This is a genomic window from Legionella quateirensis, from assembly GCF_001467955.1.
GTDB lineage: Bacteria > Pseudomonadota > Gammaproteobacteria > Legionellales > Legionellaceae > Legionella > Legionella quateirensis.
Genome location: NZ_LNYR01000048.1, coordinates 64020 through 83021 on the forward strand (window position 1 = coordinate 64020; position 19002 = coordinate 83021).

A 19002-nucleotide genomic window follows, 5' to 3' on the forward strand; every position below is an offset into this window, starting at 1 on the left:
TACGGGTCTATTTGCTGGAAATCTACGATGTCGCAGGTTTTATTTATAACTCCATCACCTGTTACTCAGGAACAGAACGTTCTTCTTCAAAAAAACGAACCTGACCTGTTTTAATGTCATGCACTCCAGCAACTATCCCAACTTTTTTGCTTTTAACCAAATCTCTAAGGATGGGACTTCTGGCCTGAATTTCCCTGACAACATGTAATGCATTAGCCTGGGCAATAGCATCCACTAACTGTGCATCACTGCAATTTTTAGTGCCCAGAGTTTCCATACTGGGTTTCACAACCGGTTGAATTTTATCTAAAACATCAGTTAAATGCCCCAATTTGACGTCTTTACATGCTCCAGAAACAGCGCCACAAGACGTATGCGCCAATACGACAATCAATCGCGAACCTACAACCGCTGAGGCATACTCCATACTGCCCAGTATGTCATCATTTACTACATTACCGGCAACACGTAATGTAAACAAATCAGCTAATCCTTGATCAAAAATCAACTCAGGCACACTGCGTGAATCCATGCAATTGAGCACTACTGCAAAAGGAAACTGACCATACGAAGAGATCTTGGCCTGTTTTAAATAATCACGAGAAATTTGTTTATTCGCCAGAAATCGCTGATTCCCTTCTTTCAATCGTAGTAATGCCTGCTTGGGAGACATTTGCTGTTGTTTTTCCTGACTTATGGTTTTACCCAAAGGAGCTGTTTCGCTGGATGCTGCGTGAGCCAAATCGTTGGAAATCCATATGACACTGCAAGCCAGAACCATAATTTTTAATCCGATATGATACATTAATCAACTCCCTTTCATTAATTTATATTTTAACCAAATTTATCATAACGTTAACTTACCTCTATTTGCAAAGATCCATTACAAATTGATTCCTTCATCTATAATTAACAAATAAGGAATTATAGACCCAAAGAAGTGAGGACACCATGAATAGGGAAATAGAAGTTGAAGAAATCTACTTGATGAATATCAGCAACAAAGAAAAATGCAAACGATTAAATGATTTCTTATTGGACTGCTTTAATGAAATGGAAGCAGTAGATCAGAACATGCATCCAGAAGTTCATCACAATTTATCAGAAGCCTATCAGCTTGCGAAAAACTATCTAAGAACATTGGAAGAAATGTCTTGATTCAATTACGTTCACACAGCGCGATTCTCACCTCCAGATGCATTGGTCCCCTTTTAAATTAATACAGAAGAACTCTTTGCCTGCAAGTTAATCTCTAGCTATTGTCCCTGTTCACATTTCAAGTTACAGTCATGATTCTAATTAATAAGTGGAGCATTCATGTTAAGGAAAACCCAAGTACTAGGGGCAGGTCTGATTATTTTAGCGGCCTCATCAGCAAACTCAGGATTTTATGCCGGAATTGGAACGGGATCAGATACAGTTGATTTCGCAATGAGATCCCGGGTCACGGGACCAAACCCGGGACATCCTGCAAATTTTGATGTAATCAATAAATCACATGCATCAGCTACGGGCATTTTTGGTTCACTCTTTGCCGGATATGGTGCACTTGCCTATAAGAAATTTTATTTTGCCGCAGAAGCAAACGGTACTCTCAGTGCAACTGAATCTAACGGCTATAATTTTGAATTCATCCACAAATCATTCATACAGACCGTAATTAAACTTAAAAACACTTTCGGCATTAGCGTACTTCCAGGATATCAATTTTCACCTGATACATTATTTTATGGTCGCCTGGGACTCACTAACAGCACATTGCAAGTAAATACTTCTGACATTTCCCTGGCTAACTTCACCAGGAAAAAAAATGGCTTTCGCTATGGATTGGGTATAAAACAGAATATTACCAATCGACTGGCATTGCGTATGGATTATAGCCGTATAACCTATAATGGCACTAATACAAGTACTTTTGATCCCGTCGGAGTAGTTATCAAAGCAACACATATGTCACCCAATGAACAATTAGTTGAATTTGGGTTAATTTTTAATTTTGCATAACTCACTTTAATCCATTTGCAATGAATGGCTGTAACAGCCATTCATTCCAGATTTTAATTTTTTACGCAGACTGCCCAATTAATATATTGCATTAACTACCCCCCTAATTCATAATTAGAGTCTCGATTTTTATGGAAAAACTATGACAGCATCGTTACTCGATGGCAGAGAATTAGCAGCTCTTCGCCGGAATGAACTCAAACTCAGAGTGCAGCATCATGTTCAACAAGGACAGCGAGCACCGGGGCTGGCTGTCGTACTCATTGGTACTGATCCTGCATCAACGATCTATGTAAATAATAAACGAAAAGCCTGTGAAGAAGTGGGCATCACATCCCACTCTTATGATTTACCGGCAGAAACCAGTCAACAGCAATTACTTCAACTCATTACCGAATTAAATCTCTCAGAACAGATCGATGGAATATTAATTCAATTACCATTACCCAAACACATCAATGAAACAGTGATCATTGAACACATCAAACCAGAAAAGGATGTGGATGGCTTTCATCCTTATAATTTGGGAAGACTAGCCCAGCGAAATCCCTTATTGAGGCCATGTACGCCCTTGGGCATTATGAATCTGTTACACCATTATCAATTGAATGTTAAAAGAAAACATGCGGTAGTCATAGGTGCATCAAATATTGTTGGCCGGCCAATGAGTCTTGAGTTATTACTCGCAGGAGCTACAGTTACGGTCTGCCATAAATTCACCCAAAATCTGCAAAAACTGGTGGAAATTGCCGACATCGTTGTTGTAGCAACAGGTAAAATGGATGTCATAGATTCCGACTGGCTTAATGAAAGTCAAATAGTCATTGATGTTGGAATGCATCGTTTGAGCGATGGCAGTATTAGAGGTGATGTTGATTTTCGTAAAGCAGTAAATAAAGTAGCCTGGATAACTCCTGTGCCCGGTGGAGTTGGTCCAATGACTATAGTTTCATTACTTGAAAATACTATGTTAGCCGCAGCGAAACTCATGGGATGAAACTTATTTATCCAGTTCATCCCAATCAAATTCACCGCTTAACTCATCAAAATCATCTTTAAACTCATCTCTCAAGCGCTTTCTTTCTAATCGGTCTTCCAACATGCGCTTTACTCTTTTTTTCTGAGTCATGTCGTCAATGTCATCATCATAGTTATAATCAGAAAACGATTGATCATCAAATTCTTCATGTAAACCCATTTCACCCTCCTTTTGAATGTCCTCAAGAAAAGTATAGTGCACAAATTTAAAATACGGTAATTGGAATTGAATTCATTAATTCAGTACCAGACTGTTTAGAATAGATCAGAACAGAGGGACATTTATCCCCCTGTTCCGAAATCAAATACAATTCTCTGAAAAAAACAATTCACGGCTATAAAAAATACATCACTGCTCGATAAAACACTGCGTCCAGAACAGTTATTACGATAAATAAAGGGATTCTGTTATACTCAGCAAAACTCTTTAAACAAGTACTCATTTATGCTCAGCTATCAACATGGATACCATGCGGGCAATTTTGCCGATGTTATCAAACACGTGACTTTAACCCGACTGTTATCGTATGTAATAAAGAAAGATAAACCATTGTTTTATCTTGAGACCCACTCTGGCAAAGGACAGTATGACTTAAGGGATAAACAAGCTGAAAAAACCGGTGAATACAAACAGGGAATTAAATTAATCTGGCCTGATCGTAAACAGCTCAATCCAGTATTTAAAGACTATTGTGATACCATCAAAAGCATGAATCATGAAGATGGTTTAAGAAATTATCCCGGATCCCCATATTTCGCAATTCATACATTACGCATGCAGGATAGATTATACCTGTGTGAACTCCATCCTGCTGAATTTGAAGCACTGGATCAGATGGCTCATTTGAATAAAAAAGTCCATACCAGCAATACTGATGGTCTGACCAGTATGAAAGCGCTTTTACCTCCTCCAGAGAAAAGAGGATTGATTTTTATTGATCCCTCATTTGAACGCAAGGAAGAATATAAAGAAATCCCTTCCTCTATAAAACAGGCCTTTGCCAAATTTTCAACTGGCGTGTATTGTCTTTGGTATCCTGTGGTAAACAGAAAACTAACAGAACAGCTCATCAGAGGTATGAAAGATATTGAGGCAAAAGAAGCACTAAGAATAGAGTTTAATCTTACTCTGGCACCAAAAGATGGAATGACTGGCTGTGGATTATGGATTATCAATCCGCCCTTCACTTTAGCCGCGGAACTTAAAATTGTACTGGATACGCTTAGAACCTATTTTAATTCAGGCGTGTCATCTTACATTATTGAACCTTATTCAAAATAACAAGAGAAATAAATGTTTCAAGTGCTCCCTATATCTGCATTTTCGGACAATTATATCTGGGCTATTACGGGCGATAAACCAGGGGTTTTCGACTGTATCGATCCTGGAGAAGCTGCTCCGGTCATTCATTTTGCACAAACACATCAACTGAAACTTCGTACTGTTTTATTAACGCATCATCATCATGATCATATTGGCGGAGTGACTGAGCTACGTAACGCGTATCCTGACGCCATCATCTATGGACCCAGCGATTCACGAATTTCTTACCTTACTCAATCAGTGGGTGAACACCAATCCCTCAAGATTGGAACATTAACCATTGATGTCCTGTTTAATCCAGGACATACGTCCACTCATATAAGTTATTATGAACCTCGTCAGCAATGGTTGTTTTGCGGCGATACCCTGTTTTCCGCGGGTTGTGGTCGAGTGTTCGATGGAACAATGGAACAATTACATCATTCGCTAATCCTGTTTAAACATTTACCGCAGTCTACTAAAATATTTTGTGGCCACGAATATACACGGCAAAATCTCAGATTTGCCCTGACTGTAGAACCTGATAATCAGGATGTAATAAACTATATAAACCAATTAACACACCAGAAACTCGGCTGCTCCTTGCCCTCTAACCTAGAACTGGAGTTAACTGTAAATCCTTTTCTTCGCACGGATAAACAGGCAGTAATTGAATACGCTCTAAAACACGGCGCGCAATCTACTGATTCTCTAGAGGTATTCAGAGTCTTAAGAAATCAGAAGGATGTATTTCAATAACAAACAGAATGCACCAAAATAACACTTTATGAATAGATAAGATCCAGAAAGGGTTTAATAGTTCAGCGTTTTTTAGTAAACTGTTTAGCCAATTATGAACACAGGTAATACCATTGAAATTTAAGTCATTCATTATAAAAAGTTTTTTATTCTGCAGCTTCATCTTTCTTGGCATTTCAAATGTTTCAATTGCTCGCGGTGCACCGGATGTTTGGGATGTACTGCGTAATGAATTTACCCTAAATCATGAAGTAACCCGTCCGGAAGTTCAGGAACAGATTAGATGGCTGGTTGCTCACCCAAGTTATTTAAATAAAGTCAGCAGACAATCAGAACCCTACATTTATCATGTTCTGGGTGAGATAAAGAAACGCAAATTACCTGGCGAGCTGGCGCTTATTCCAATGGTTGAAAGTGCTTATGATCCCTTTGTTTATTCTGGGGCAGGAGCTGCAGGATTATGGCAGCTGATGCCAAGAACAGGTAGTGAACTGGGATTAAAACAGGATTGGTGGTTTGATGGACGTCGCAGCATAAGACCATCTACTGATGCAGCACTGAATTATTTACTTTACCTGAATAAATTTTTCAAAGGGAACTGGATATTGGCTATTGCGGCTTATGACTCCGGAGAAGGAACTATCGGCCGAGCAATTAAATCTACAGCGCGTCCCAGTAAATCGGTCAACTTTTGGAATTTGCCTGTACCAAGAGAAACCAAACTTTATGTACCTCGATTACTTGCCTTGGCAGAAGTAATAAAGAATCCAGGTCGTTATAAAGTTAGTTTGCCCAGTATCCCTTATCTACCTTATTTCGAAGAAGTAAATATAGGCAGTCAAATTGATTTGAATCATGCCGCCAAACTTGCTGGTATCAGTTATACTGAATTAAAAAAATTGAATCCTGGATATAATCGTTGGACAACCCCGCCTTATAAACCATTTAAATTACTCATTCCTACAGAAAAAGTTGAGCGTTTTAACTTGAATTTATCCAATATACCAGAAGATAAACGTGTAAGCTGGCCAAAACATCAAGTTCAAGAAGGCGACAGCCTCGACTCTATTGCCGCTCGATATAACACAACGGTAAAGCTCATTAAGCAATTAAATCAATTGACCAGTAATAGTGTAAAACCCAATCAAGCCATATTGATCCCAAGTAATAAGAAGACACCTGTGGTTGTCAAAAATGAAGCTTCTGTTTCAACTGCTTTGGCAAAACAGTTAACCAAAACTAAAATCCAAAGAGTGATTCATATAGTCAAAGCTACAGACAGCTACCAAAAAATTCAGAAAACTTATGGAGTAACTGCTGAAGACATTAAAACCTGGAATAAACTTACGACAAATAAACCGTTAAAAACCGGCCAACATTTAGTCATTTGGAACAAGGTAAAGCAACAGACCCTATACATAGTAAAACCAGGAGATAGTTTAAGCGTTATTGCAAAGTCTCATCAAACAAAAGTGAAATCACTTCTTAAATTAAATCCAAGCCTCGGAAGAAAGAAAACGCTTCGCTTGGGACAAAAAATATGGGTAGGTTAATCAAAACAGATAAACCATAAAGAAGAGCGCTGATACGGTCTATCAGTAGAATCTTCAGATTTAACTCGTTGGATTAGTACGTGGCTATCGAAATTGATGCAACGAATCAACCAGAAAATGGATTACGAATAGCCCTAAAAACGGAAAATGTCTGAAATTATAGTATATCGTTTATTAAAATGAGCTTCAAAATATATTGATTACTTATTGATTTACAATACAATTTTTATTAATGTGCGAGTATATGTTGATTTATTTTTCTTTTCAGGTATGAAGCTTGCAGGAGTGTCCTGAAACTTGTGTTATACTGTTAATATCTAATTAATAAACTAAATAATATGAAATTACTGTTTGATTTTTTCCCCATAGTTTTATTTTTTATTGTATATAAATTTTTCGGAATTTATATAGCAACAGCTGTTGCCATGATTGCTTCAATCAGCCAGGTAGCTTTTTATCGATTAAAATTTCAACACTATGAAAAAATGCATGTGATCAGCCTTGCCATCATTATGGTTCTTGGTGGCGCCACTTTATTTTTTCATAATCCATGGTTTATCAAATGGAAACCAACCGGAATTTATTGGCTATCCGCTCTAGTATTCTTTAGTTCCAGTTTTATAGGTTCAAAACCTATCATTCAAAAAATGATGGAAGCCAACGTAAAACTGTCTTCTAAAATCTGGCACAGGCTTAATTTTGCCTGGACCTTGTTTTTTATTATGATGGGCGCTTTAAATCTTTATGTCGCTTATTATTACGATACTGATGCCTGGGTTAATTTTAAATTATTTGGTGGAGTTGGATTTACTTTACTGTTTGTACTGATACAGGCTTTTTATTTAACCAAGCATATGGATGAAAATGCGCTGGAAAAACAATAATATATAACAGAGTCTTCATCTACGATGATGAAATATAAGTAGGAGCTACGATGAGATTATTACTTGTTGAAGATGACGAACTACTTGGCGATGCTGTGAAGACTGGTTTAACCCAGTTTGGATATATTGTTGATTGGTTAAAAGATGGTGAAGCGGCTCGTGCTGCTTTAAAATCAGAATCATTTGAGTTAATCATTCTGGATTTGGGGTTACCCAAATTATCAGGCCTATCCTTATTGCAAAGCACTCGACATGATGGTAACGCCACACCAATTATTATCTTGACTGCCCGTGAATCTGTAGAAGATCGTGTAAAAGGTCTGGATAGTGGTGCCGATGACTATCTCGTAAAGCCTTTCGATCTAAATGAATTAAGCGCTCGAATTAGAGCCTTGGTAAGACGATCCCAAGGTCGAGCCGATTCCGTTCTGCAATATAGAAATATCACTCTGGATCCCGCAGCACATTCTGTCTTGGTCGATGACGTACTCGTTAATGTACCTCGCAGAGAGTTTGCCCTGCTGCAAAAACTACTTGAAAATAGTGGTCAGGTTTTATCTCGCGAACAGTTAATGCAAAGTATCTATGGCTGGGAAGAAGATGTAGACAGTAATGCCCTGGAAGTGCATATACATAATTTGCGTAAAAAACTTAATGCTAATTTTATTCGTACTATCAGAGGTGTTGGCTATATGGCAGAAAAAAATGATGGTGTTATTATATCGTGAAATCTTCTATACGAAAATTTCTGTTAATTAACCTGCTACTGGCTATCACGATCACCACCACTCTTACCGCCATAGGTAACTACTATCTGGATCAAAAGGACATTCAAGACCATCTGGATACCTTGATGGCCATTTCAGCATTGTCCTATCAGGCATTATTAGGAGATGATCTTCATCAACGCCCTCTGATAAAAATTCAGGATGCTCTTGAAACCATTCCGCAAAAAATTGATGCCTATTACCAAAAACGATTTTTAAACGATGAACCCCCGGAAAACTACCTCGATAAATTTAATTTTCAGGTTTGGACAAACGGTGGAAAATTATTATTACATTCGTCTACAGCACCCAAGGTTCCATTAACTTCTGAAATTGACGGATTTAGTGATAAAAAAATCGCCGATCAAAATTGGCGTGTGTTTACTACTTATAATGATAAAGCAGGCATTCGTACCGTTTTAGCTGAGCGATATGATACGCGCAATGAACTTGGTCATCGCATAGCCCAGGATGATCTCTACATCATGCTGCTTACATTTCCCCTATCTGGATTATTGATCTGGATTATTATCGGTAGAGGTTTAGACAGCCTGGACAAAGTAGCAGAAGAAGTAGCCAACCGTGCTCCCTCTCATTTGGAACCCGTGGATTTACAAGAAGTCCCAGAAGAAATTAAACCAGTAATAGATGAATTGAATAAGTTATTTTACCGGCTTAAAGAAGGTTTCGAGCGAGAAAAACGTTTTGCTGCTGACGCAGCGCATGAATTAAGAACTCCTCTTGCTGCTCTTAAAGCGCAAGCACAAGTCGCTCTTAATTCAAATGATATTGAAGAAAAAAATCAGGCGCTGCAAAAATTAATTGCCAGCGTAAATCGCAGCACTCATATTGTTCAACAGCTATTAACTATGAGCAGACTAGTGCCTGAGGCTACCAGTTTTCATGATGAAGATGAAGTCAATTTAAGTAAACTTACTCGTGAAATGTTAGCTATGCTGGCTCCGGCAGCAGTTGAAAAACAGATAGAATTAGAATTTGAAAGTGATGATAACATACCCAAAATTCAAGGAAATCCAACAGCATTAGGTATTCTAATTCGTAATCTGGTAGATAATGCCATTCGTTATTGTGGCGAAAATGGACGCGTTATTGTGCGTCTAATCAAACAGAACAATGAATTGGTCCTTGAGGTTGGGGATAATGGACCAGAGATTCCACCTGAATTACAGGCCCGTGTATTTGAGCGATTTTTTAGAGTATTGGGAAATAAAAGTCCTGGTAGTGGTCTTGGGCTAGCCATAGTACAACAAATTTGTGAATTGCATGGAGGCAGGGTTGTTCTTGATTCTCCCAAAACAGGCACTGGCCTCATTGTAAAAGTGTACTTACCTCTTAAATCAAAAAACCGAATGATACAATAATAACTTAGCTGGAGTATTCAAAGGCTTCATCTACAGAATCAAGAAAGCTTATTTTCAATCGTATGACCTGCAGTTAATAACTCGTTCAAATCAGCTCCAATAGTCGGATCATTTAACCAGGGTGTAATACCTGAACTCAAAGTACCCGTATTGAGAACTGCCTTATCTTTCTCACATAAAACCCTATTCTCCGGGTGCTCCAGTTGTTCTAGCAGGTGATCAATTGCAGCAAGTTTTTCTGATTTGCTATAACCACTTAAGCCAAAAAAGCTACCTGCGTATTCGATTAAACCCCAAGAATACTCTGTTGTTCTGGAACTGGTAGCATCGATGTAAGGCCTTAAACTTTCTCTAAACCGTTCAATTGCGACAGATCGAGGATTTACTGATTGTGTTTCTTCAGGCACAGGATCCATTACTGTCGTAATGGGTTCCACACGAGGTTCTGTTTGAATTTCTGCTATGTCTTGAATAGATGTATTTTCTGCAGTGAGCTGTATTTCAATCAAACGTATTTTTTTTTCAAGCGCTGCAATTTGAACTGGTAAATTTTTAGTGATATTAATTAAACGAACTGTGGGACCAAATTGGTGGGCATAATAAATCATACTTCCTTGATCAATTCCACTCAATTCGGAGTTTCTAAATTGTTCCAGCGCATTTTCTTTCTCTGAAATTAAAGATGAAGCAAGTGCGTTATCAACAATCACCACTAAATCCTTGAATTCCTGTTCAAGCTCAAGCAATTTATGCATAATAAACACCCCGATTGTTCATTATATATTCAATATTAGTTTAGCAGGTAATTATTAAGCGAATATTAAATTAAATAACATAATCATAAATTCCGCATGTAAACTTATTATTCCTGTATTCACTAATACTATTGAGCAATAATCGCTATTCAATGATACATAGAATCAATTATGTACTGTAAGCCCGAATAATAGGGTTGCTGGTTACTTTACAATCAATGTTGGAGCTGAAGTTGCACAAATTCATTATTGACCTAAAACAGGGGCTCTAGTCACAGTAAAAGCTAGCGAACTGAATCAAAAAAGCCGAATGATACAAGAAATAAATACCTGTACCAATCGGTTAAATGTATATACACACATCAGATCAACTGATTAATTAATATAATTTCAAACAAAGCAGTTCATCTGATTAGAATACTCTTTATGAACCAGATGAATCTTTAACTGGATTCGCTTGTGATTGTTGAGCAGCGTTAGCGTTAGCAGCATTAGCTTGGGCAGCATTAGCTTGAGCAGCATTAGCTCGGGCAGCGTTAGCTTGAGCAGCATTCGCTTGAGCAGCGTTAGCTTGAGCAGCGTTAGCTTGAGCAGCGTTAGCGTGAGCAGCATTAGCTTGAGCAGCATTAGCTTGAGCAGCATTAGCTTGAGCAGCGTTAGCTTGAGCAGCGTTAGCTTGAGCAGCGTTAGCTTGAGCAGCATTAGCGTGAGCGGCATTAGCGTGAGCCTGGGCTGCTTTTGCATGGGTTGCATTTGCTTGAGTTGCATTTGCTTTAGCAGCATCAGATTGAGTCGCTGAAGCATGTACAGCAGTTGCTAAAAGTGCTGTTGCAGCAATACCTAAAATACGTTTCATAAACACTCCTGTAGGTTATTAAGTTAAAGTCCATTGGCTGACCATGATTTATTTTAAAATCATAGTGATAACAGCTTATAGGATAATGTATTACTTCTCAATAGAGAATGCTCCAAGAAGAATTAACCCTTATTTTTAGCTACTGAGAACTATTCGATAAATTGCTTCGCAAATAACGAAAAAACGATCACGTTACAACTTTTAAACGAAAGAATTATGGCTGCTTTTTTTCGTACAGCTGGCTGGAGATAATATAAGAAAGGGAATCTGATTTGTTGAAGCATTTTATTCTCTTTATAAAGAGGTTATGTTGAATTGTCATAATTAAAAGCATCTGACGCGTCATCTGAGACTCTACGAACCTATTCCAATCAGTTCGGTTTGACAATCGCCACCGGAATGTCTATAAATTAATTAAACAGATCAATTTTAGAGCATACCAGTCATGTTATCTAAACAAGATTTGCAAAGATTATTCGATTCGGCACAAAGTGAGATGTTTCGAGAGCCAGTTCTAAAGAACAAAGCTCCTCAATCGTTGCATCAATTAACGCGTGCTATTGATGTGGCGAATCGCCAGTATGAAGCTGAGCGCGATGCTCAGGAACCACTGGCACCAATGCAGATGAGGTTAAAAATAAACGCTCAGGCAGTCATTCTTGCATATTTAGAACTGGAGGCCTACGATTACTATAACCGGAATGTGAACAAAGAAGATAAAGAAGATAAAGAAGATAATGAAGAAACATACCTTGATGTTTTTAAGAAGGAGTCTGGAAATATCGAGAACATAAAATACTACATTGTTGATTATGTAAAAAAATGTGATGCTATTGGGGATCAACTATTTGTTCAATGGGTGAAAGGTATTTTTACAACGGCTGATGCTGCTTTAACTGATTCCGATAGTGGCGAACTGGAACGTGAGAGACGAATAGATGATTTATTTAACGCAGAAGAGAGTAATGAATATGTTGCGGGGATGGATAGACCGTAACAGAGTATCACAATCATGGTGCAACTAGTCGCAACTGTTCAGATCAAGTCATGCTCTTAAAGACAGAATTTGCAATGACTCACGTATTAACTGCTCACAGGTTTTAATTCCATCATCAATTTTACTAACCACTTTCAAAGCTTCCTGTGGTTTATATCCCAATGCCTCCAAAGCACTAATGGCCTCATCCTGGCTGCTCATCTTATGTTTTTGTTGATGCATGGAATCGGACTGAACTTCTCCGAATTGCTTAATGCTGTCCCTCATTTCAACAACAAGCCGTTCTGCTGTTTTTTTACCGATACCAGGTAATTTCGTTAAAAGCACCGCATTTTCCTGATGTATGCATTGAATAAACTCATTTGGGGAAATACTGGATAATACTGCCATCGCCACCTTTGGACCCACACCATTCACTTTAATCAACGCACGGAACAGCGAACGTTCCTGTTTATCCAGGAATCCATATAGTAGCAAAGCATCTTCACGAACTACTGTATGTATATGAAGACCGACAGCAGATGACGATCCTTCGAGCTGGAAGAAGGTATTTAATGAAGTCTCAACATCATAACCCACGCCATTGACATCCAGGACTATTTTTCCTGGTTGATGTTTATCTACAATCTGTCCATTCAGCCAACCAATCATCGTGTATGTCTCCTTCGTGTGTACCCTTTTTTACGAACTGCAGCAGCTAATCCGTTTCGCATATGACTATGACATATCGCAATTGCCAAGGCATCCGCCGCGTCATTTTGAGGGGAACTGTTCAGCATAAGCAAGTGTACCACCATATGGTTCACCTGATCTTTTTCAGCTGCACCATAACCCACTACAGTCTGTTTCACTTCTCTTGCAGAATACTCACTGATTTTAATACGATGGGAAGCAGCAGCAACCATTGCAACTCCTCTCGCCTGCCCCAATTTTAAAGCTGAATTGGGGTTTTGATGCATAAATACTTGCTCTATTGCAACTTCGGTAGGCGAGTACTCATCCATTAATTGACAAATACCATCATATATCTGCAATAATTTTTGACTTAACTCGCTGTCAGGCGAAGTACGAATACAACCGCTATCAATATATTCAATCCTACGGTTTGTTTCCCTGATCAGTCCATATCCAGTAATCCGCGATCCCGGATCTATCCCTAAAATAATAGTCATTAATTCATGGATTCTAATAAGTTTTCTGAAAATTCAGCATTACTGTATACCTCTTGTACATCATCCAAATCTTCAAGCATGTCGATTAATTTAATCAAGGACTCAGCTGTTTCATCATCAACAGTAATCATGGTTTGTGCTCGCATGGTCAGATGAGACTGTTCAATCTCCAAATTAGCGTCTTGTAACGCATTCAGCACACTATGATAAGCTTCAACGGGTGTTATTACTTCAATTTGCCCCTCTTCAACCGTGACGTCTGACGCTCCGGCATCTATGGCAAGCTCCATCACCTGATCTTCAGATTGACCCGCTGCCATAAGAATTTCACCCTGATTAGCAAATAGATAGGAAACTGAACCATCAGTTCCAAGGTTTCCGCCGTGTTTTGTAAATGCATGACGAACTTCTGAAACGGTTCTGTTTTTATTATCCGATAAACAATCAACCAGAACAGCAATGCCGCCTGGACCATAACCCTCATAACGCATGGCAACCATAGCATCACCATCAAGGCCGCCTACTCCACGCTTTACGGCATTATCTATGGTATCGCGCTTCATATTGGCATTCAGCGCCTTCTTTACAGCATCTCGTAATCGTGGATTTGTTGATTCATCGCCACCTCCCATGCGGGCAGCAACGGTAATTTCACGAATTAATTTAGTAAATATTTTTCCTCGCTTGGCATCCTGTACTCCTTTACGAAACTTAATATTTGCCCACTTACTATGACCTGCCATTGCTTCACCTCTAACCCAAATAATTAATTACCCTGATTATACATCGCTCCATCGGTAAAAAGAACGCCTAAAACATCATTCGCACTCGACATTTTGAACTTTTTTAGACTATGCTAGCCTGTTTAGTAAAAAACCCTTAAGGAGACTTACAGTGTATATGCAAGGATTTGGTAATTATCATCAAAGTGAAGCCGTTAATGGTGCATTACCCTTAAATCAAAATTCGCCTCAGCACTGTAATCTGGGTCTGTATGCTGAACAGTTAAGCGGTACAGCCTTTACTCGTCCCAGACACAATAATCTTCGCAGCTGGCTATATAGAATACTTCCTTCAGTGGCTCAAGGAATTTATTACCCCTATGAACGAAACGTCACACATCCATTTAATGAGGAACAGTCACCCAATCCTTTACGCTGGTCGCCTTTGTATACCAGCTCGCAGATCGAGTGTAATTTTATTGACGGCTTATTTCATATTGCTGGTTCCGATAAGGTCAATGCGTATATGTACCATTGCAATCAATCGATGGAAGATAAATATTTTGCTAATAATGATGGCGAAATGTTATTTGTACCCTATCACGGTGAAATCAATCTGCACACGGAATTTGGTACACTTAATCTGTGTCCTGAACTCATTGCAGTCATACCACGCGGAGTCAAATTTAAAGTAGAGCTCATTGGTAAAGAGGCGAAGGGGTACCTTTGTGAAAATCAGGGAAGCCCTCTGACCCTTCCTCAGTTAGGTCCAATTGGCGCCAATGGATTGGCGAATCCCCGTCACTTCCAATATCCTGTTGCTTCATTTGAACAAAATACCAAAGAAAGCACTTTAATATGCAAACATCAAAATAAACTTTGGTTTGCTGTGAGTGATCATTCGCCTCTTAATGTGGTGGCCTGGCACGGAAATTATGCGCCTTACAGCTATAATTTAAGTCTGTTTAATACCATAAATACCGTAAGTTATGATCATCCCGATCCGTCCATATTCACTGTACTTACCTCTGAAAGTGACACTCCTGGGGTAGCCAATTTGGATTTCGTCATTTTTCCGCCACGCTGGATGGTAGCAGAACATACCTTTAGACCCCCTTATTTTCATCGCAATTACATGAGTGAATTCATGGGACTGGTGCGTGGAGAATATGATGCTAAAAAAGAAGGTTTTTCCCCCGGGGGAGTCAGTATCCATAACGGCATGACACCGCATGGACCAGATCATGTATCTTATGAGAAAGCCTCGTCGCTGGAACTAAAGCCGGAATACTATGATTCTTTAGCCTTTATGTTTGAAACAAAAGACGTGTGGCTGGTTACGGAACAGGCTATCCATAACCCGGCATTTCAAGCAGATTACGCCAAATGCTGGCAGGGATTTAAAGCAGAATTTAAAACAGAATAACTGATATAAATAACCAATTGCTCCTTGCTAATAATCCCTTAAGACAAATAGATAATCCCCGCTTTAGCGGGGATTATCTATTTAATTAATATACAAAGTATAGGAGATCGAAATGATGATAAATCGAAAGTAAGATAAATTGTTTATCAGAGCTTTCGTAAGTATCCAGGAGTCGCTGTTTTTTTTCTATTCATCTAGAAGAGATCCTCCTGGGTTAAACCTACTCGCTCCAATAATGTTCTTAATGTTTTTAATGCCTCAACCTGAATTTGACGTACCCTTTCTCGAGTCAAATCAATTTCTTTGCCCACATCTTCAAGCGTTGCCTTTTCGAACCCTCTTAACCCAAATCGTCGTGCTATCACTTGCTGCTGGTTTTCAGTCAATTTATCTAATAGAGATTCTATATGTAGACGAAGATTCTCATTAGTTAATAATTCAGCTGGATTCACACTGTTTTCATCAGCGATTGTATCCAACAAAGATTTGGTTTCATCAAACCCGATTGGCGTATCAACTGAAGTTACTTTATCGTTTAAACCCAACAGTTTCTGAACATCTTCCAATGGTTTATCAACCATTTCAGCGATTTCTTCAGGTGAAGGTTCATGATCGAGCTTTTGCGTTAATTGTCTTGCTGCCCTTAAATAGACATTTAACTCTTTGACTACATGAATTGGTAAACGAATGGTTCTCGTTTGATTCATTATAGCTCGTTCAATAGTTTGTCTGATCCACCAGGTGGCATAAGTTGAAAATCTGAATCCACGATTGGGATCAAATTTCTCCACGGATTTCATTAAACCCAAATTACCTTCTTCAATCAAATCAAGTAATGGCAATCCTCGATTCAGGTAACGGCGAGATATTTTAACAACTAAACGCAAGTTCGATTCAATCATCTTCTTACGTGCCGCTACATCACCCTTTAAAGCAAGAGTTGCATAGTGAACTTCTTCCTCGGCACTCAGTAATGGAGAAAACCCAATTTCACTTAGGTACAGTTGGGTTGCATCCATCGCCTTAGCAATATTTTTGCCTCGGTGGAAAGAAGGAAAAGCAACATCATCACTGAAATCAGGGAGATCAAGAAGTTCTTCGTCTTCTGACTTATCTATAACCGATTCAATATCATCCTCGATTAATAGCGAATCATCATCAGGTTCAGCCCACTCTTCTTCCTTGATTTCCGTCTCTTTTATTGGCTCATCTTCCTCGCTCATTGTATCACCTATAATGTTTAGCCCCGTTTCGAAATGTTTTTTTCCTTCTCAACAAGTCTATTGTTGCTATAACTACAAGTTATATGTCAACCTTTTTGTAGATAATTCAATGGATTGACTGGTATACCCGCCTTTCTGATTTCAAAATGAACACCCCAATACTTACGTTCAATCATTCCAGCCTCTGCTATCACTTGTCCTGCACTAACTCGCTGTCCTTCCGTAACCAGGTTCCTGGAATTATTTCCATAAGCTGTTAAAAACTCATTATTATGTTTGATAATTATTAAATTACCATATCCAGCTAATCCACTTCCAGCATAAGCAACCACGCCACCAGAGGAAGCGCGAACTCTGCTTCCTTTAGTACATGCAATATTTATGCCTTTTTTACCCTGATCAGGAATAAATGTGGTCACAACCTGACCGTTAACTGGCCACAACCATCCAGAACGCGAACCAAAGCGCGAGAAAACAGTAGGCGAGTGGATCACTTTTTGCGGACGTCGGGTAACTGGTTGCGTATATTTAGGAGTGTAGGCTTTCCTGACAGGATAGGTTGTTCGCCTGACACCTTGGACATTCAAAACTTGACCTACTCTTAAAGAAAATGGTGGTCGCAAATGGTTTAACTGAGCAAGTTGTCTATAATCTGTATCATAACGAAATGCTATTGCATAAAGAGTCTCACCACGCCGAACAATATGAGTTTTTTGATACTTGGAATAGGGTTGCCATTTTAACTCAGTTACCGGCGCCAGGTCATTTCTTGCCCCACAACCGGCAAGAATTATCAAGAGGAACAGGCAAAAAAGTCTTTTGCATAAATTTAGCATTGTAAAAATCTCAAATTAAATGTTCTTTAATTAAACTAGAAGGTGTGGAAAGTTCATCACCTCATTCCCAAAATCCACGTCCCGCGAACAAGTCGCGACACGTCGAAATCGGAATTATCAAAAGCCTCTATACAAACAAAATCAGGTATTGAACTTAAGCCTGTAAATGCATTCCAGAAAGCAAGTTAGATAATTGATCAAACAACTTATAATTGGTCATATCCAGGTGAAGCGGCGTTATAGAGACAAAACCTGAATTAACTGCATGAAAATCAGTTCCCGGCCCTGCATCTGCTTCCAATCCTGGTGGTCCAACCCAAAAAATGGGTCTCCCTCTTGGATCATAATCTTTAACAATGGGTTCAGCACCATGACGTGTACCCAGGCGAGTCACTTGCAATCCCTTGATTTGATCCAATGGTAAATTCGGAACGTTTACATTGAGTATCGTTTGAGATGGAAGACTGTTAATACTTAATTTCATAACCAGTTGCCGGGCTATAACAGCCGCAGTTTGATAGTGCAGGTTCGAATCACCAACCATGGAGATTGCTATGGCTGGCAATCCAAGGTAACGCCCTTCCATAGCTGCAGCAACCGTTCCGGAGTATAGAATATCATCGCCCAGATTGGCGCCTTCATTTATTCCGGAAACCACTATATCAACTACAGGTTCTAAAAATCCGGTTAAAGCAAGATGTACACAATCGGTGGGAGTCCCCTCAACGCTGTAATACCCATTATCCAGTTTTTTTATTCTAAGCGGATCTCTCAAGGTTAATGAATTACTTGCACCACTTCTGTTTCGATCTGGGGCAACTACCTCGACCTCTGCAGTTCTGGCAAGCTCTGTGGCCAAAACTCTGATTCCAGTTGCAGAAACACCATCATCATTACTTACTAAAATTCTCATCATCAACTCTCAGGTGATTCCAACCATTTCACTACAGCCAGATAATCGGCTAAATCGTGTTCATTTTGTGCTATAGAAGCCTTTAATTCAGTATTCAATCCACCAGTTTTCAACTCCAGCTTTTGCTTGGCAATAGTTTGCTGAATGGCCAGAATTTTATTACCAAAAGCCTGTGGATTTAATTGCAATTGATAGGCGAGACTACTCAATCGACTGCCCAGTTGCTGAATTTGCTCGCAGGTCAAACCAGCAGGCTGTTTCTCGGGACAGGACTTGATAGCCATTTGTAATACTTTAGGATTGGAGCGATAATACTGCTCGCCCTGCTCACTACAGGCCGTTAATCCCATTATAATGAAAATCATCACCAGGTACTTATTCATTCACAACCTCTTGATGTAGACTACAAAAA

Annotated in this window: 22 protein-coding genes; 11 read left to right on the plus strand and 11 right to left on the minus strand. The window is 39.1% G+C overall.

Translation table 11 applies throughout. The annotated features are described in order from the left end of the window. Nucleotides 1–61: 61 nt before the first annotated feature. Complete coding sequence (locus Lqua_RS15915) at nt 62–781, minus strand: carbonic anhydrase family protein (RefSeq protein ID WP_420798068.1); 720 nt, start codon at nt 779–781, stop codon at nt 62–64. Nucleotides 782–951: 170 nt separating this feature from the next. Here Lqua_RS15915 and Lqua_RS15920 point away from each other — a divergent pair, with 170 nt between their 5' ends. The 3 genes from Lqua_RS15920 to folD all read left to right on the plus strand — a co-directional run bounded on the left by Lqua_RS15920 (nt 952) and on the right by folD (nt 3001). Next, a complete protein-coding gene (locus Lqua_RS15920; RefSeq protein WP_058475274.1) occupies nt 952–1158 on the plus strand; it encodes a hypothetical protein in 207 nt (68 codons plus the stop codon). Nucleotides 1159–1317: 159 nt separating this feature from the next. Then, the gene (locus tag Lqua_RS15925) at nt 1318–2004 is read left to right on the plus strand and encodes an outer membrane protein (protein WP_058475275.1); all 687 of its coding nucleotides are present in this window, start codon (nt 1318–1320) and stop codon (nt 2002–2004) included. 142 nt (nt 2005–2146) lie between these two features. Continuing rightward, nucleotides 2147–3001 carry a bifunctional methylenetetrahydrofolate dehydrogenase/methenyltetrahydrofolate cyclohydrolase FolD gene (gene folD / locus Lqua_RS15930; protein ID WP_058475276.1) on the plus strand — a complete coding sequence of 285 codons (855 nt, stop codon included), beginning with the start codon at nt 2147–2149 and terminating at the stop codon, nt 2999–3001. Nucleotides 3002–3004: 3 nt separating this feature from the next. Here the strand turns inward: folD and Lqua_RS15935 are convergent, their stop codons facing one another. After that, nucleotides 3005–3202: a PA3496 family putative envelope integrity protein gene (locus Lqua_RS15935; RefSeq protein ID WP_058475277.1), complete on the minus strand. Its 198-nt coding sequence runs from the start codon at nt 3200–3202 to the stop codon at nt 3005–3007. A gap of 285 nt (nt 3203–3487) precedes the next feature. On the opposite strand from Lqua_RS15935, the gene Lqua_RS15940 reads away from it, so the two are divergent. The 6 genes from Lqua_RS15940 to Lqua_RS15965 all read left to right on the plus strand — a co-directional run bounded on the left by Lqua_RS15940 (nt 3488) and on the right by Lqua_RS15965 (nt 9690). Further along, a complete protein-coding gene (locus tag Lqua_RS15940) occupies nt 3488–4324 on the plus strand; it encodes a 23S rRNA (adenine(2030)-N(6))-methyltransferase RlmJ (RefSeq protein WP_058475278.1) in 837 nt (278 codons plus the stop codon). 12 nt (nt 4325–4336) lie between these two features. Next, nucleotides 4337–5104 (plus strand): hydroxyacylglutathione hydrolase, encoded by a 768-nt coding sequence (gloB, locus tag Lqua_RS15945; RefSeq protein ID WP_058475279.1) that lies wholly within the window; start codon nt 4337–4339, stop codon nt 5102–5104. Between the two features lie 113 nt (nt 5105–5217). Then, nucleotides 5218–6657 carry a lytic transglycosylase gene (locus tag Lqua_RS15950; RefSeq protein ID WP_058475280.1) on the plus strand — a complete coding sequence of 480 codons (1440 nt, stop codon included), beginning with the start codon at nt 5218–5220 and terminating at the stop codon, nt 6655–6657. Between the two features lie 338 nt (nt 6658–6995). Further along, the gene (locus tag Lqua_RS15955) at nt 6996–7541 is read left to right on the plus strand and encodes a septation protein A (RefSeq protein WP_058475281.1); all 546 of its coding nucleotides are present in this window, start codon (nt 6996–6998) and stop codon (nt 7539–7541) included. 50 nt (nt 7542–7591) lie between these two features. After that, the gene (locus Lqua_RS15960) at nt 7592–8269 is read left to right on the plus strand and encodes a response regulator (RefSeq protein WP_058475282.1); all 678 of its coding nucleotides are present in this window, start codon (nt 7592–7594) and stop codon (nt 8267–8269) included. After that, entirely contained in the window at nt 8266–9690 is a 1425-nt protein-coding gene (locus Lqua_RS15965) for an ATP-binding protein (protein WP_058475283.1), read from the plus strand. Before Lqua_RS15960 ends, Lqua_RS15965 begins: the two co-directional genes overlap by 4 nt. Before the next feature lie 38 nt (nt 9691–9728). Here the strand turns inward: Lqua_RS15965 and ceg19 are convergent, their stop codons facing one another. Then, entirely contained in the window at nt 9729–10445 is a 717-nt protein-coding gene (ceg19, locus tag Lqua_RS15970; RefSeq protein WP_058475284.1) for a Dot/Icm T4SS effector Ceg19, read from the minus strand. Between the two features lie 424 nt (nt 10446–10869). After that, a complete protein-coding gene (locus Lqua_RS18050) occupies nt 10870–11301 on the minus strand; it encodes a hypothetical protein (RefSeq protein ID WP_058475285.1) in 432 nt (143 codons plus the stop codon). Nucleotides 11302–11746: 445 nt separating this feature from the next. On the opposite strand from Lqua_RS18050, the gene Lqua_RS15980 reads away from it, so the two are divergent. Further along, on the plus strand, nt 11747–12298 hold the full coding sequence (locus Lqua_RS15980) for a hypothetical protein (protein ID WP_058475286.1): 552 nt from the start codon (nt 11747–11749) through the stop codon (nt 12296–12298). 48 nt (nt 12299–12346) lie between these two features. On the opposite strand, the gene ruvA is transcribed toward Lqua_RS15980, so the two are convergent. Genes ruvA through Lqua_RS15995 form a run of 3 tightly spaced genes read right to left on the minus strand, consistent with a single transcriptional unit; the run spans nt 12347 to nt 14213 of the window. Next, on the minus strand, nt 12347–12949 hold the full coding sequence (gene ruvA, locus Lqua_RS15985) for a Holliday junction branch migration protein RuvA (RefSeq protein WP_058475287.1): 603 nt from the start codon (nt 12947–12949) through the stop codon (nt 12347–12349). Continuing rightward, nucleotides 12946–13470, minus strand: a complete 525-nt coding sequence (gene ruvC / locus Lqua_RS15990; RefSeq protein WP_058475288.1) for a crossover junction endodeoxyribonuclease RuvC — start codon at nt 13468–13470, stop codon at nt 12946–12948. The genes ruvA and ruvC overlap by 4 nt, the downstream gene beginning before the upstream one ends. Further along, nucleotides 13470–14213 (minus strand): YebC/PmpR family DNA-binding transcriptional regulator, encoded by a 744-nt coding sequence (locus Lqua_RS15995; RefSeq protein WP_058475289.1) that lies wholly within the window; start codon nt 14211–14213, stop codon nt 13470–13472. The genes ruvC and Lqua_RS15995 overlap by 1 nt, the downstream gene beginning before the upstream one ends. A 151-nt stretch (nt 14214–14364) precedes the next feature. Here Lqua_RS15995 and hmgA point away from each other — a divergent pair, with 151 nt between their 5' ends. After that, nucleotides 14365–15618: a homogentisate 1,2-dioxygenase gene (gene hmgA, locus Lqua_RS16000; RefSeq protein WP_058475290.1), complete on the plus strand. Its 1254-nt coding sequence runs from the start codon at nt 14365–14367 to the stop codon at nt 15616–15618. 194 nt (nt 15619–15812) lie between these two features. On the opposite strand, the gene rpoS is transcribed toward hmgA, so the two are convergent. From rpoS to Lqua_RS16020, 4 genes are all read right to left on the minus strand, one after another. Continuing rightward, complete coding sequence (gene rpoS, locus Lqua_RS16005; protein ID WP_058475291.1) at nt 15813–16841, minus strand: RNA polymerase sigma factor RpoS; 1029 nt, start codon at nt 16839–16841, stop codon at nt 15813–15815. An 86-nt stretch (nt 16842–16927) separates the two neighbouring features. Next, on the minus strand, nt 16928–17677 hold the full coding sequence (locus Lqua_RS16010) for a peptidoglycan DD-metalloendopeptidase family protein (protein ID WP_058475292.1): 750 nt from the start codon (nt 17675–17677) through the stop codon (nt 16928–16930). Between the two features lie 154 nt (nt 17678–17831). After that, the gene (gene surE / locus Lqua_RS16015; protein ID WP_058475433.1) at nt 17832–18590 is read right to left on the minus strand and encodes a 5'/3'-nucleotidase SurE; all 759 of its coding nucleotides are present in this window, start codon (nt 18588–18590) and stop codon (nt 17832–17834) included. 2 nt (nt 18591–18592) lie between these two features. Next, entirely contained in the window at nt 18593–18973 is a 381-nt protein-coding gene (locus Lqua_RS16020) for a hypothetical protein (RefSeq protein WP_058475293.1), read from the minus strand. Between the last annotated feature and the right edge of the window lie 29 nt (nt 18974–19002).